Here is a 14131-nt window from a genome sequence, read left to right on the forward strand (position 1 = left end):
GGACACCGTGACTTCCACTCCTTCCCCCGCCCCGGGCCGACTCAGGTCGACCGACCGGCAGACCGGTGTCCGGCCCTCCCCGAACCAACCCTCCCGGCTCGCCGCCGCCGTCACGCTCATCGCGATGTGCCTGGGCGCCATGACGACCTTTCTGCTGATCACCGCTTCGGTGTCGGCCCTGTCGGCCATCCAGGACGACCTGCACGTCTCCCCGACCGGCCTCGTCTGGATCCCCTCCGCGTACACCCTGGTCGTGGCCAGTCTGGTGATGTCCGCGGGCACCATCGGCAACCTCTACGGCCGCAGGCGTACCTTCCTCATCGGCGCCGCGGTCATGATCATCGGGTCGCTCACCGTCTACACCGCCGGTTCAGCGGGAGGCGTCATCGCCGGCCAGTTCATCTCCGGCCTCGGCGGCGCTCTCATCCTGCCCAACAGCCTGGCCGTCCTGGGAGCCGCGTTCCCCGACCCCCACCGGCGCACCGAAGTCGTCACCGCCTGGGCGGCCTCGTCCGGCATCGGCCTCGCCGTCGGCCCTCTGATCGCGGGCGTACTGCTGGACCACTTCCACTGGAACACGGTCTTCCTGTCGACCGCCGTCCTCGCCGTGGTCACCATGGCCGCCGCTGTCTTCGTCGCCGAATCGCGCGGCCCCGGCGGCAAGCTCGACATCCCCGGCCAGGTCCTGGCCGCCCTGGGTATCGCCGCTCTCGTCTACGCCCTCATCGAAGGCGGCCACGACGGCTACACCAGCCCCCGCATCCTTGTCGCCTGGATCACCGCGGCCGCGGCCCTGACCGGTTTCGTCCTCGTCGAGCGCGCAGGCAGCACACCCATGCTGGACATCACCCTCTTCCGGTCGGCGTCGTTCAGCGCCGTCATGTTCGTCGGGGCCGTCTCCCTGTTCGGCTTCACCGGAATGGCCATCCTGTCGGTGCTCTTCTACGAACGCGTCCAGCACCTGTCGGCCCTGGGCGTGGGATGGCGGCTGCTGGCCTTCTTCGGTGTCTACGTCATCGTCGCCTACGCGACCGGACGCGTGATTCGCCGCACCGGCTTCAAGCTCCCACTGACCCTCGGCTTCCTCATCGGAGCCGCCGCCACGGCCGGATTCATCACGCTGGATCCGACCACCCCCTATGCGAGGGTGTGGTGGCTGTACGTGCTCTTCGGAGCCGCGAGCGGGATGGTGGCCGCGCCGAGCACCGCTGCAGCCCTGGTCAGCGTCTCCCACGAACACGCCGGCATGGCTTCCGGAGCCGTCAACGCCTTCCGCCAGATCGGATCCGTCACCGGCTCCTCCCTCCTCGGCGCACTGCTCGCCAGCCGGCTGCAGTCCCAACTGCCGACCCGGCTCGGCGCGCACCATGTACCCCGAGCAGCCTGGCCCGCCATCGAGCACGCCGTCTCCACCGGCAGCGGTGGCCACCGAGCGGCCCCGCCGAACGTGACCGCCGCGATCGGCGACGCCTTCACCTCCGGCGTCCACGCCGGCGTGATCGTCATCGCCGCCGTATTCCTGTGCGCGGCCCTCGCGTCAGCCCTTCTGGTGCACAACCGACCGCACCACACCCCCGTCACGACGAACTGACGCGTAGTTTCCAGGAGCGACTCCGAGAACCGTGGGTTCGCCTGTGCAGCGATGCCGACGAGGCAGTGGCGGTCAGGCTGCCGTGGCAGGGCGTGGCTCGCCGTGGAAGACCTGGCGGGCGTGCCAGTCGCGGTGAGCGGCCGAGACAGGGCGCGCGCCGGGCTGTGGGCCGATGAGTGGGCGGCCCGCGAGGACTACGACGTGCTCGCGGGCAGCGGGGCTGTGGCCGATGAAGCGCTGTGAGACCAGGATGCGATGACCGTCTCCCACCCCGAGGACGCCCTTGTCGAAGAGCTTGTGGTGCAGTGAGCACAGGCACAGCCCGTTCTCGGTCTCGTCGGGACCGCCGAACGCCCACCAGCGCACGTGGGCGGCCTCCAGTCCGACCGGCACGGCGCCGATCCTGCCGTCGTAACCGCAAAAGGCGCACCGGTACTCGTAGGCGGTCAGCACCAGCTCCCGCATCCGAGGGTCCCGCTGCCTGCGTGGCGCCGAGCGCTGCTCGGTCTGTGCCGGCTCCAGTTCCAGGCCGACGGCTTCGCACAGCTCGCCATGGAGGGAGGGCGGGAAGTGCAGGTCGAGCAGCAACCGAGCGATCCTGCCGAGCAGTTGCGGTTCGCGTCGCAGCGCTGCTCTCAAGCCCGGCGCGAGCTGCCCGGTGGCACCCGCCTCCCGGAGGTCCCGGACCCCGCTTCCGGGACTGCCGGGCCCCCGATCGGTGCGCACTTCCCACACGCCGTCGCTGACCAGGTGGTGGAAGGGGTAGGCGGGCGTCGTCCTGTTCGGGGGGCCGTACTCGGCCAGCAGACGCTGCAGGTCCTGCTCCACGGCGGTGTAGCGCAGGCCGCCGTCGGCGTCCTCCTGGAACCGGCCGAGGGCGTACAGAAGCAGCAGCGGCTTGTGCGGAGCGCGGGTTCCGCTCCTGGTCCACTGTCTCAGCTTCGCGGTCCGCTCCAGCCAGTCCATGGCCGCTGATCGTGAGGACGGTGAGCTCCGTACGACGTTTGAGGGCCCCTCGTCGCGTGATGGCAGCAGCCCCGATGAACTGGTTCCTTTGTTGCGGGAAGTCGGCTTCCCCCTGACTTCAGAGGGAGAGCACGACGAGAACGCCCCGGCCGTCGACGGGAAGGCGGCGGACCTCGCTCTGGCCGAGAGACTCACAGGCATACGCGCGAATCCCTCCTTCAGGACGCCACGTACGAACTGGGGCTCGTCCCCGAACGGCTCGCTGAGGAGTGGACCGGCCTGGTCATCGACATCACCGATGCCCACGGAGAGCGTCCGTACAGGGAATGGACCTACGAGGAGATCGCGGCGGCTTCCGACCGCGCACGGGCGGAGGCGAACGCGCCGGTCGTGGTCACCTACAACGAGCCTCTCGCCACGGACCGTCCGGAACACGAGACGGGTGAGTAGCGAACGAGCGCGTGGAGGGTGCCCCCGGGCACCCGCTGCCCTTAAGGGTGGGTCGGTCTGCGACTGCTGAGGCGAGAGCGGCCGATGCGGCCAGCGTGACAGGAAGACCGCCACTTCCTGCGAAGCGGCGGTCTCCTTTGCGTCGTTCCTGCTCAAAACGAGACCCGTGCGAAGACGGATCCTAACGCGGTGAAGAGGCGACGGAGCTGGTGCCCTGTGTGCCGCACCATTCGGTCAGTGCTCGGCGGGCCGCGGTGATGCGATGTTCTGGTGACTCGTCTGAGATGGCCCATGCGATGTAGGCGTCTGGTCTGACCAGAACGCATTTCTTGGTGGCGCCCTTCGGGGACACGATCTCGACCTCGTCGGTCCACTCTGTGATGAGTGAGGGGAGGCGGTCGGTGTCGGACGGTGTGACGAGGACGAACCGTCGCTTGCGGAGGGCTTCGTAGAGTCTGCGTCCGTCGGTGAGGGGGATGTCAGGTGCCCGCTTGCCGACGAGGGGGTGTGCGCCGGCCGGTGCGGTGTAGGAGATGTCGATTCCCGAGATCGCCTTGGCCAGTCGTCGGGCCACTGGCGGGGTTTGCAGCACCGTACGCGCTGAGAGGTCACGGAGGCCGCACAGTGCCCGTGGTGTGGTGAGGACGCCGCGGAGCAGTGCGCCGCTCATCCGCAGGACCCGGTGTCCCACCGGGTGGCGTTCGTTCTGGTAGCTGTCGAGCAGAGTGTCTGGTGCGCGGCCGCGCTGAACGGCCGCGAGTTTCCAGCTCAGGTTCGCGGAGTCCTGGATGCTGGTGTTGAGGCCCATGCCGCCGGCGGGGGAGTGGACGTGGGCGGCGTCGCCGACGAGGAACACCCGGCCTACCCGGTAGCGGGGGGACTGGCGTTCGTCACTGTGGAATCGGGAGAGCCAGCGGGGGTCGTGCATGCCGAAGTCGCTGCCGAGCGCCTGGCGTGCGACGTCTTTGATTTCCTCCAGGTCGACCGATGCGTTGTCGGGCATGGGGTGGTGGCGATTCCATGCCATGACCCTGAACCAGCCGTCGCCGAACGGGACGACGATGGCGAAGGCGTCTCCGATTGCCGCCACGGTGGGCGGCTTCTTCGGCGGGTCGGCCATGCGGACGTCTGCGAGCATCATGGAGCGAACGGCGGAGCGGCCGGGGAACGGGAGGCCGAGGGACTGGCGTACGCAGCTGTTCCGTCCGTCCGCGCCGACGACGTAGTCCGCGCGCAGGCTCTGTTCAGTGCCAGCTGGTGTCTTCACGGTGACGTCGACACCGGTGGGGTCTTGCTGGACGCCGGTCACTTCATGCGCTCGCATGATGTTGACGCCGTGTTCCAGGGCGCGGGCCAGGAGCAGACGCTCGGTGTTGTACTGGGGCGTCACGAGTACGTGAGGGTATCGCGTAGGCAGGTGCGAGAGATCGATCCGCAGGAATTGCAGGATCGGGTTGCGCAGGCCGGTCATCAGCAGGTCGTCGGCAAGGCCCCGGGCGTCCAGTTGCTCCATCGTTCGGGCGTGAACGGCGAATGCGCGGGTCAGCTGGGATTCCCCCTCTCGCCGTTCCACGACGGTGCAGCGCACTCCGGCCTCGGCCAGGTCACCTGCGAGCAGCAACCCCGCTGGACCAGCACCGACGACCAGCACATCAACGTCGGATCCCATACTCTGTCCTCCGCGTGCCACACAACGAGTAGAACGACGGGTGATCTCCTGGCTGCCGCCCGCCACCGGTGGTGATGTCCAGGGCGGGTGGGTGACTGTGCCCGGGAGTTCACTCGAGTGGCGTAACCGGTGAATTCTCCTGACCGTGGATGTGCCCGCGGCATGTAAGGACCACCGTACGAGACAGACCACTTCCTCGCCTGTCAGGCAACGGCCGTCCCACTCGTACCGAAGCGGTGTTTCCAGACGCGCTGAATCGCTGCCCCGCAATTATGTTGACCTCGTGCGGCGCCGCTTTCCCGTCACATCCCCGGAGGGCGTGACGTAAGGGGCCCGCGAGCGGACATCGAGAGGAGCGCAACCATGCCCTTCGCCACCGCCGAGGACGGCACGCAGATCTTCTACAAGGACTGGGGCTCGGGCCAACCCGTCGTCTTCTCCCACGGCTGGCCGCTCACGGCCGACGCCTGGGACCCCCAGATGAAGCTCATGGTGGACAACGGATTCCGCGCCATCGCCCACGACCGACGCGGCGGCGGACGCTCCGGTCAGCCCTGGGACGGCAACAACCTCGACACCTACGCCGACGACCTGGCCGCGGTCATCGAAACCGAAGACCTGCACGACGTCATCCTGGTCGGGCACTCCACCGGCGGCGGCGAAGTCACCCGCTACATCGGCCGGCACGGCACGGCACGGGTCGCCAAGCTGGTCCTGCTCGGCGCCATCCCTCCGCTGATGCTGAAGACGGAAGCCAACCCCGAGGGCCTGCCGATCGAGGTGTTCGACGAGATCCGCCAGGGTGTGCTCACGGACCGCTCGCAGTACTACAAGGACCTCAGTGCCCCGTTCTACGGTGCCAACCGGGAGGGCTCGACCGTCTCCCAGGGAACGCGTGACGAATTCTGGCTGTGGAGCATGACCGTCGGGATCAAGGGCGCCTACGACTGCATCAAGGCGTTCTCCGAGACGGACACGACCGAGGACCTGAAGAAGGTCGATGTGCCGACACTGATCGTGCACGGCGACGACGACCAGATCGTGCCCATCGTCTCCGCGGGTCACAAATCATCCAAGATCGTCAAGGACGCGCAGTACAAGGTCTACGAGGGCGCACCTCATGGCCTTGCGATGGTGCCCAAGTACGCCGAGATCTTCAACAGAGACCTGCTTGAGTTCGCGCGTAGTTAGCGTCGTCCCCCGGTCCTGGGTCAACGGCGGCGCTGCCGTTAACACAGGACACTGCCGACCAGTGGCGCTGTGAATTGGCCGCCCGGGAGGGACGGTTCAAAGATGTCCCGGGCAACCATGTCCGGAGCGCCTGAAACTGGCTCGGCAGCCTGGGCGATCGGTTCGCCGTGTCAGCCGATCGGGCTTGCGCCCTGCTGGAAGACGTTGATGAGGTTTCCGTCGTTGTCGCGGATCGCGGTCGAGATGCTGCCGTCGCCGAGGTCCATCTGCTCCCAGACGGTCGTCACGCCCAGGTCACGGAAGGTGCGGGTCACGTCGGCGAGGTCCTCGACGCGGAAGACCAGGGCCTTGTTGCCGATCGGGCGGATGTGGGCGGGGGGCTCTGCCGTCAGTTCGGGGATCCGCACACCGTCCGCGGGCTGAAGGAGCTCGAGCCGGAACCCGGGGCCCTCCAGGAAGGCGACGTCCGCTCCGATGGCGTCGAAGCGGGACTTCGCCAGCAGGGTGAGGCCGAACACCCGGTTCCACCACTGGATCGACGCATCGAGGTCACTGACGGAAATCGTCACGTTGTGGAGGCTGTAGGGGAAGGGCGGCTGGGCAGCGGTGGTCATGGTGATCACTTTTCGTTGGGCGGGTGCAGGCGTTTGCGGTGGGGCACGCGAGACCCCTCGTGCATTCCGCCCGGCTTCTCTGTGCCGTGCAGCGGAACAGTCTGTGCCCGTCTGCCGCCGACCCGACGTCTACTTGCAATAGCGAATCCGCGAGTCGTAGGTTAAACGTAGACCTTATGGACCGTACAGTCAAGAACTTGTGTCCTCTTCAGGTGCATTGCGAAGTCAGTGGATCAATGCACCAGTTGGCGAATCGCCGTCGGCGTGCGGAAGTGAGGCGCGAGCGAGGTCCCGCGCGGACTTGGGTAGCCTGGAGACTTTGCCGTCAGGGCCCGTGCGCAATGGGCCGGCGCCGTCGGCTGCCGGAGCGTCGTCCGGCCCGCGTTGCGGCGCAGTCGACGGCGCAGCCGCCCGGCCGGAGTGCCTGCTCAAGGGCATGGTGAAAGGGGCAGGCCGTCAACCGCGCTGGGGCGGGCGCCCGGGCCACTCGTGGGGGTGCTCGGAGGGCAGGTAATGCGCGTGCTCGCAGCCGCCTCAGGCGGGCCCACCCGGGTCCCTGCCGGTCGGCACGTCACCTGTGAAGGGTGCTGGCCCGCAGGATGGTCAGTGTCGGGAGAGCTGCTTGAGGGCGGCCTGGCTTATCTGCAGCAGAGCTGAGCCGTCCATGCCGGTCTTCGCGAGAAACTCGATGCCCTGCATGACGGCAAGGAGCAGCCGCCCGACCTCCTGGGCGTCCGCCCCCGGTTCGACCGTCCCCTCGTCCTGGGCTTCCTTCACGCAGGCGATCAGAAGATCTTCGACCGCTTGGTAGCTGCTCCGGGCCCGGGAGACGACGTCCGGATCATTGCTGTGCAGCTCGGACGTGCTGTTGACCAGAAGGCAGCCGCGCCGCTGCGGGTCCTCCGTGAATCCCTTGGCCGCGCCCTCAACGAGCAGGGTCAGGCGTTCGAAGGCTGTACCGGGCCCGGTCAGGACCGCCCGGACGCCGTTGAGCTGTTCGTCGCGGTAGCCGTCCAGCACGTGTAGGAACAGCTGCCGCTTGTCGCCGAAGGCCCCGTACAGGCTCCCCTTGCCCAGTCCGGTGGCGTCCGTCAGGTCCTGCAGTGACGTAGCCGCGTACCCCTGATTCCAGAACTGCTCGCGCGCAGACTCCAGAACCTGGTTCTCGTCGAAATTCCGCGGTCGTCCCATGTTCAACAGCATACGTCCTTCTTGACCTATCGGTCCAGATCGTGAGCGCCCGGCTGCATGCGGCACACAGGGGGGCAGGCTGGGTGGTGGCGGGGTGTGTGGCGCACGGCTCCCCCCGGCGCCCCGGCGCCCCGGCGCCCCGGCGCCCCGGCGTCCTAGCGTCCCGGCGGGCGGACCGGCGTCGGCCGGCTCGTCGCCGCTCGGCGGTGTGGATGCAGTCACGTTTTTGCCCGAGCGGTCCATAACGTGGTTCTTTACCGTACAGTCCATAAGTGGCCCGGGGCTGTCCGCTCCGGGCTGTAACACTGCAGCGACACATGGTGCACGACTTTTGGCGTTTGCATCGGACAGGGATAAGCGATCATGGGACAGCTTGACGGGAAGACAGCAGTCGTCACCGGAGGCAACAGCGGAATCGGACTGGCCACAGCCAAGCGATTCGCGCGTGAGGGCGCGCACGTGTTCATCATCGGCCGTCGGCAGGAGGCTCTCGACGCCGCGCTGGCCGAGATCGGTGGGGAAGCCACCGCCGTCCGGGGCGACGTTGCGAACCTCGCGGACATCGACCGCCTCTACGCGGCTGTCGCCGAGCGGGGCCGGTCCATCGACGTACTGTTCGCCAACGCGGGCGGCGGTGAGTTCGCCGCGCTTGAGCAGGTCACCGAGGAGCGCTTCGACGCCACCTTCAACATCAACGTGCGAGGCATGCTCTTCACCGTTCAGAAGGCAATTCCGCTGCTCAACGACGGCGCCTCGGTGATCCTGACCGGATCGACTGCTGCCACCTCAGGTGGCGCCGCCTTCGGCGTGTACGCCGCGTCCAAGGCCGCGGTCCGCTCCTTCTCCCGCACCTGGGCCAACGAACTCAGCGGCCGCGCAATCCGAGTGAACACCCTGGTGCCCGGCCCGATCGTCACCCCGGGCATCACCGGCCTGGCCGCGGACGCCGACCAGGCCGCGAAGATGAGGGACGCCTTCGCCAGCCAGATACCGCTGGGCCGGATGGGGCACCCGGACGAGGCCGCAGCCGCCGCACTGTTCCTCGCCAGCAATGAGAGCAGCTTCGTCACCGGATCCGAGCTGTTCGTCGATGGCGGACTCAACCAGATCTGAGCGCCGCAAGACGATGCGCTTGCCCGTCCCAGCGAAGACAAGAGTGTGACCGCGTCGCGGTCACACCGGTAGTCACACCGAACCTTCGGGCGAGCGCAGCCCCGCCGGTGTGCGGGCACACGGCGACCCCCGGAATCGGCTGAGGGCGTGGAGTCGGACGCCGTACACACAGATGATCAGCAGAGCACCGTCGCCCGGCGGTTTTGGCCAGCGGCGGCGCCGACGACCGTGCGTGCCGCCGCAGCCACCGAGTTCATACAGCCGTCGGAAGCGCCAGAAGACATGGGGCCTCTCCGGTAGGGCATCTCAGGGCACGAAATACCTCGAGTCCCTCCGTCGCTGCGGCCATAGGAACGACGTGTGCTTCTGGGCGCCGGCACCGGCGTAAGCGACATGAGTGGGGCCCGGCCGTGAACGGCCGGGCCCCATTCCTATGGTCCGTGCGAGTCGGATCACCACCGCTGACCTCGTCCGCGGCCGCCACCCGCGCGCGAGCAGAGCGTGACGAACCCGAGCAGTCACAGCACCAGGACGGCGGGCGCCACCCGTCAAGGGGTCTTGACGATGAAACGCGCCGAACGAGGCGCGTGCGAAAGCTGAACGAGCAGCAGGGGAGACATGGTTGTCGACCTCGTGTGCCATCACTTGGTCCGCTGTGGCTCCTTCGGTCCATGGCCCGGCTGAGAGGACCACGGGATGCCGAACTGCTCAGCCGGATCTGCACAAGGGGCGGCGACGGCGGGTTCGAGCCGGACGCCGGCCTGCCCTCCGCGACCACCGGCGCCGAGCATGCAGCACGACATCTGATGAACTGGCGCTGCTCGGTCCGCAGACTTGAACGAACCGCACAGCGGAGCCACCCACAGTCCTGTCGTACTGCACGGCTCTCGTACGCCCCCTCGCACCGTCGTTCCGGCGAGCGTTCGCCTCGCAGGGGGCTGTGAGCGAACTGCTATATCGCCAGGTCAGTAAGGACCAGCACGCGCTCGTAGGTGTAATCCGCCATGGCGAACTTCACTCCTTCGCGGCCGACACCAGACTGCTTGACTCCGCCGTAGGGCATCTGGTCGGCGCGATAGGAGGGCACGTCGCCGATCACGACTCCGCCGACCTCCAGAGCCCGATGTGCCCGGAAGGCAGCCTGCAGGTCGCGTGTGAACACACCCGTCTGCAGGCCATACTTGGAGTCGTTCACAGCGGCGAAAGCCTCGGCCTCACCGGACACCTTGAGGACCGTGAGAACTGGCCCGAAGACCTCCTCGCAGGCCAAGGTCGTGTCTGCCGGAACATCCGCGAGGACCGTAGGCGCGTACGAAGCGCCCTCCCGCTTGCCGCCCGTGTACAGCGTGGCCCCGGAGCCGACGGCTTCGTCGACCCACGACTCGACGCGGCATGCGGCGTCCTCACTGACGAGCGGACCCACATCAGTTCTGTCATCCGAGGGGTCCCCGGTGACCTGAGACTCAACGGCCGCCACGATACGCGGCAGCAGCCGGTCGTACACCGCGGCGTCGGCTATGACACGCTGCACGGAGATACAGGACTGCCCGCCCTGGTAGTTGGAGAACACAGCGATACGCTTGGCGGCCCACTCAAGATCCTCGTCGCTCGCAAAGTCGGCCAACACCACGGCCGCCCCGTTCCCGCCGAGCTCCAGTGTGCAGTGCTTCCTGGGAACCGAGTCCATGATGGCGTACCCGACCCTTTCGGAGCCGGTGAACGAGATGACGGGCAGGCGCTCGTCCTGCACCAGCCCCGGCATCCGGTCATTGGCGACGGGAAGGATGCTCCATGAACCGGCCGGCAGTTCGGTCTCGGCAAGCAGGTCACCCAGGATCAGACCCGACAGCGGAGTATTGGGCGCCGGCTTCAGGATGATCGGGGCGCCGGCCGCGATAGCCGGGGCGACCTTGTGGGCACATTGGTTCAGCGGGAAGTTGAACGGCGTGATGCCCAGCACAACGCCCTTCGGGAAGCGACGGGTGAGCGCGAGCCGCCCCTGGCCGCCGGCGTCGGTGTCCAGCCGCTGAGCCTCACCGCTGTTGAAACGGCGGGCTTCCTCCGCGGCGAACCTGAACACGGACACCGCACGGCCGACCTCACCGCGAGCCCATTTGATCGGCTTCCCGTTCTCTGCAGAGATGAGCTGCGCGATCTCCTCGCTACGCTCCATGAGGCGCCTGCTCACATGGTCGAGCGCCGCAGCGCGCACAAATGCCGGCGTAGCCGCGAACTCATCGCGAACGGCGTATGCCGCCGCCACCGCCTCCTCGACCTGCTCATCGGTGGGAACACTGACCTCTCCGATGAGCTGCCCGGTCCAGGGAGAGGAAACCGCCAAGGTCGTCTCACCACTGGCCGGACGGCCGGCGAGCCAGAAAGCGCGGGTGGAAATCATGTCCTGTCACGGCCCTTTACGTCTGAAGGTGCGCTGACGCGTGTCCGCCAGCAGCTAAACCGTAGGACCGCCGAGGTGGCAGACGTTTAGTACGCGGTGTAGTGATCGCATGCACGCGCACGCCGGAAGGTGGGCTTGAGTCAGGTGCGGCCTACGACTCGCGGATATCGACGTTCGATACGAGACCAGTGCCCGAGTCCGCTCATCGTGTCGCAGCATCGGCTCTTTCGGGATTCGATCCTGACGTGACTGCCTGACGGAAAATGCTCGACGCGCTGATGTCTCGCCTACTTCTGGAATTGATTGGGCGAGAAGCCGTATCTCAACGGATCTTGGAACGTGTGGATCGAACAGAGTTCCTGGTCGGGTGATCTTCCGGCGGTACGCGTATGAAGGCAGGGCCTCCTGGTAGCTCGGGGGTGCGACCCCATTCCGAGCGGTTCCCGGAGGCCCTGTTGTCGTTGTTGTACGCGCCCGAGCCCGTTGACTTCAACTCGCCCGCTGTGTCGTGCGATTGCCTCGCGCACGTGTACGGCAACGCGGCCGATCATCCCGATCGGGTGCGCCGGTATCCGTCGGATATGACGGACGCGGAGTGGGCGGCCGTGCGGCCGTTGTTGCCGGTGCCGGCCTGGCTTTTGGGGCGGGGCGGACGGCCCGAGGGCTACTGCCACCGGCAGCTGCTGGATGCGGTCCGCTATCTGGTCGCGGGCGGGATCTCGTGGCGGGTGCTGCCCGCGGACTTCCCCGATTGGGGCCGGGTTTACGCCTTCTTCCGCCGTTGGCGCGAGCACGGGCTGATCGCCGAGTTCCACGACCGGCTGCGCGGGAAGGTCCGTGAGTACGAGGGCCGCGAGGCCGAGCCCACGGCGGGGATCATCGACGCGCAGTCGGTGCGGGCCGCCGCGACGGTGCCGGCTGCCTCACGGGGCTACGACGGCGGGAAGAAGGTGCCGGGCCGCAAACGGCACATCGTGACCGACACCCTCGGTCTGCTCCTGGTCGTCGCGGTCACCGCCGCGAACATCGGCGACCGCGACGCCGCGACGGGCCTGCTGACCCGGCTGCGCCGCCTGCACCGCGACATCACCCTCGTCTGGGCCGACGGCGGCTACACCGGCGGCCTCGTCGCCTGGTGCCGGGACAAACTCGCTCTGACCTTGGAGATCGTCAAGCGCGCCGACGACATGACAGGGTTCGTGGTGCTGCCGAGGCGGTGGGTGGCAGAGCGCACGTTCGCGTGGTTGATGCACTCCCGCCGTCTGGCCCGGGACTACGAGACCCTGCCCGCCACCAGCGAGGCGATGATCCGGTGGTCGATGGTCACGCGGATGAGCCGGCGTCTGGCACGGCCACGGGCCGCCGGCCGGCACTGAATGCCCCCGACGTCTCCAGGAGAAGCCACCCGCGCTCCGCCAGGCGCCGGGCTTTCGACCGCAGCCCCTCGACCTTCGCCGGCGTCGCGTCAAGGCCCAGCTTCACAGCGATCTCCTTGGCTCGAAGCGGGCCGTCACCCGTGGATCGCTGCTGTTCCAGCACGCCCAGAATCCGCTGATAGTCCGGGGCCAGAACCGTCACCGGCAGTCCTTCCCGCCAGGGCGGCACCGTCGAGTCCGGCACCGGCGCGAGCGACGGCGCCGCTTCCTCCTCCGCCTCGGTCGTGGTCACGGCAGTGGACTCGGCCGCAGAAACTGCCAGGGCCTCGAGCAGTTCCTCCCGCGCGATCACCCGCCGGTCCAGCTCGATCTCCGCGGCCTCCAACACCTCAGCCAACCGCGCGACTTCCTCCCGCAAGCCCTCCACCCGCACACGAGCAGCCGCCTCTCGCTCCTCCAGCATTCCCAGCACCGACGCCACCGCGCACCCCTCGACCATGAAGCGGACACAAGACGTCGCGATGCCTCCCTCAACCCGAGCGAAACCATGCCTGACCAGGAGGAATCAAGGGATCACGTTCGGTTGAGATACGGCTTCGTAGACGGGCCCTTCCAGGTGCATGGCGTCGGTGGGAACGGAAAGCCCCTGTGTGAGTTGGCTCAGGCGCTGAGGTCGGCCAGCCAGCGCAGCGCGCTGAGGCTCGGCAGGAAGCGGATCTCCGCAGGGCGGCCGCGTGGACGGCCGCGCTTGCCCCGGATTGGCGCGAAGGCCCGGAGCTCGGGCCGGCGCCGCCCACAGCACGGCGTGGTTGATGAGGCCGAGCTGCGGACCCGGATGCCCACGTCGCCTCCGGGCGCCCACGACCAGCAGATCCGCCGTCGACGCGGCCTCCAGCAGTGCCGGGCGTGCCGGTTTCTCGATCAATCGCCGGCCTCACCGTGGCGTCGCGGTACCTCTCAGCAGAGCGGCACAGAGCGTCGTCAAGCACCTGTGCCGGCGGACACCGGTGGGCTTCCAGCAGCCACGACGGGGCCTGCGGTGTCGTACAGGCACCGGACGGTGCGCTCAAGGCGTGTACCGCCACGATGCTGCAGTGCCGTACATGGGCCTCGCGCAACGCGAAGTCCACGGCCGTGTCGCTGCCCTCCCCGGCCTCCACCCCTACGACAACACTTCCGAACCGGGCATCGCGATGCTCCGGAGTGCCCCGGACCACCACGACCGGGCAGTCGGCGCGTGCGGACACGGCGACGCTGACCGAGCCGAGGAGCATGCCGGAGAGATCTCCGAGTCCTCTGTCCCCCAGCACCAGCGCGAAGGCGTCGCCTCCATGGCCGACCAGGGCGGAGGCCGCGTCCTCGTGCGACACCTCGCTGGACAGCCGCACCGCCGGAGCGCCCTTCCTGGCACGCTCCGAGGCAGCGCTGATCACGTCGGCCGCTTCCTGCTAACCGGCCGCCGCGCGCAGGAGATGGAGCGGGACCCCATGACGAGCAGCCTCGACGGCGGCCCAGCCGACCGCCGCCGCCCGTCTCCTCTCCTGCCGCATACCACGGCAGGCCCTGTTCACG

Annotated in this window: 10 protein-coding genes and 2 pseudogenes; 5 read left to right on the plus strand and 7 right to left on the minus strand. The window is 68.1% G+C overall.

Annotation, left to right across the window (positions count from 1 at the left end; genetic code table 11):
• Positions 1-7: 7 nt before the first annotated feature.
• Entirely contained in the window at positions 8-1591 is a 1584-nt protein-coding gene (locus ACWGJ5_RS32030) for an MFS transporter (RefSeq protein ID WP_453313120.1), read from the plus strand.
• A 72-nt stretch (positions 1592-1663) separates the two neighbouring features.
• Here the strand turns inward: ACWGJ5_RS32030 and ACWGJ5_RS32035 are convergent, their stop codons facing one another.
• Positions 1664-2557 (minus strand): phosphorothioated DNA-binding restriction endonuclease, encoded by an 894-nt coding sequence (locus ACWGJ5_RS32035; protein ID WP_453313121.1) that lies wholly within the window; start codon positions 2555-2557, stop codon positions 1664-1666.
• A gap of 13 nt (positions 2558-2570) precedes the next feature.
• On the opposite strand from ACWGJ5_RS32035, the pseudogene ACWGJ5_RS32040 reads away from it, so the two are divergent.
• Positions 2571-3007 (plus strand): annotated as a pseudogene (locus ACWGJ5_RS32040) (DUF6461 domain-containing protein); the annotation flags it as partial.
• 181 nt (positions 3008-3188) lie between these two features.
• On the opposite strand, the gene ACWGJ5_RS32045 reads toward ACWGJ5_RS32040, so the two are convergent.
• Positions 3189-4676 (minus strand): FAD-dependent monooxygenase, encoded by a 1488-nt coding sequence (locus ACWGJ5_RS32045; protein WP_453313122.1) that lies wholly within the window; start codon positions 4674-4676, stop codon positions 3189-3191.
• A gap of 363 nt (positions 4677-5039) precedes the next feature.
• Between ACWGJ5_RS32045 and ACWGJ5_RS32050 the strand changes: the two genes are divergently transcribed.
• Positions 5040-5867, plus strand: a complete 828-nt coding sequence (locus ACWGJ5_RS32050; RefSeq protein WP_453313123.1) for an alpha/beta fold hydrolase — start codon at positions 5040-5042, stop codon at positions 5865-5867.
• Positions 5868-6037: 170 nt separating this feature from the next.
• Here ACWGJ5_RS32050 and ACWGJ5_RS32055 read toward each other — a convergent pair whose 3' ends face one another.
• Positions 6038-6481, minus strand: a complete 444-nt coding sequence (locus ACWGJ5_RS32055) for a VOC family protein (RefSeq protein WP_453313124.1) — start codon at positions 6479-6481, stop codon at positions 6038-6040.
• Positions 6482-7084: 603 nt separating this feature from the next.
• Entirely contained in the window at positions 7085-7672 is a 588-nt protein-coding gene (locus ACWGJ5_RS32060; RefSeq protein WP_453313125.1) for a TetR/AcrR family transcriptional regulator, read from the minus strand.
• Between the two features lie 363 nt (positions 7673-8035).
• Between ACWGJ5_RS32060 and ACWGJ5_RS32065 the strand changes: the two genes are divergently transcribed.
• Positions 8036-8785: a glucose 1-dehydrogenase gene (locus ACWGJ5_RS32065; protein ID WP_453313126.1), complete on the plus strand. Its 750-nt coding sequence runs from the start codon at positions 8036-8038 to the stop codon at positions 8783-8785.
• Positions 8786-9737: 952 nt separating this feature from the next.
• Here ACWGJ5_RS32065 and ACWGJ5_RS32070 read toward each other — a convergent pair.
• Positions 9738-11183, minus strand: a complete 1446-nt coding sequence (locus ACWGJ5_RS32070; RefSeq protein ID WP_453313127.1) for an aldehyde dehydrogenase family protein — start codon at positions 11181-11183, stop codon at positions 9738-9740.
• Positions 11184-11764: 581 nt separating this feature from the next.
• Between ACWGJ5_RS32070 and ACWGJ5_RS32075 the strand changes: the two genes are divergently transcribed.
• Positions 11765-12559: an IS5 family transposase gene (locus tag ACWGJ5_RS32075; RefSeq protein WP_453313128.1), complete on the plus strand. Its 795-nt coding sequence runs from the start codon at positions 11765-11767 to the stop codon at positions 12557-12559.
• On the opposite strand, the gene ACWGJ5_RS32080 is transcribed toward ACWGJ5_RS32075, so the two are convergent.
• Complete coding sequence (locus tag ACWGJ5_RS32080) at positions 12507-13058, minus strand: hypothetical protein (protein ID WP_453313129.1); 552 nt, start codon at positions 13056-13058, stop codon at positions 12507-12509. The genes ACWGJ5_RS32075 and ACWGJ5_RS32080 overlap by 53 nt on opposite strands.
• A gap of 285 nt (positions 13059-13343) precedes the next feature.
• Positions 13344-14109 (minus strand): annotated as a pseudogene (locus ACWGJ5_RS32085) (universal stress protein); the annotation flags it as partial.
• Positions 14110-14131: the final 22 nt, after the last annotated feature.

The sequence above is a fragment of the Streptomyces sp. NPDC054783 genome, from assembly GCF_053611725.1.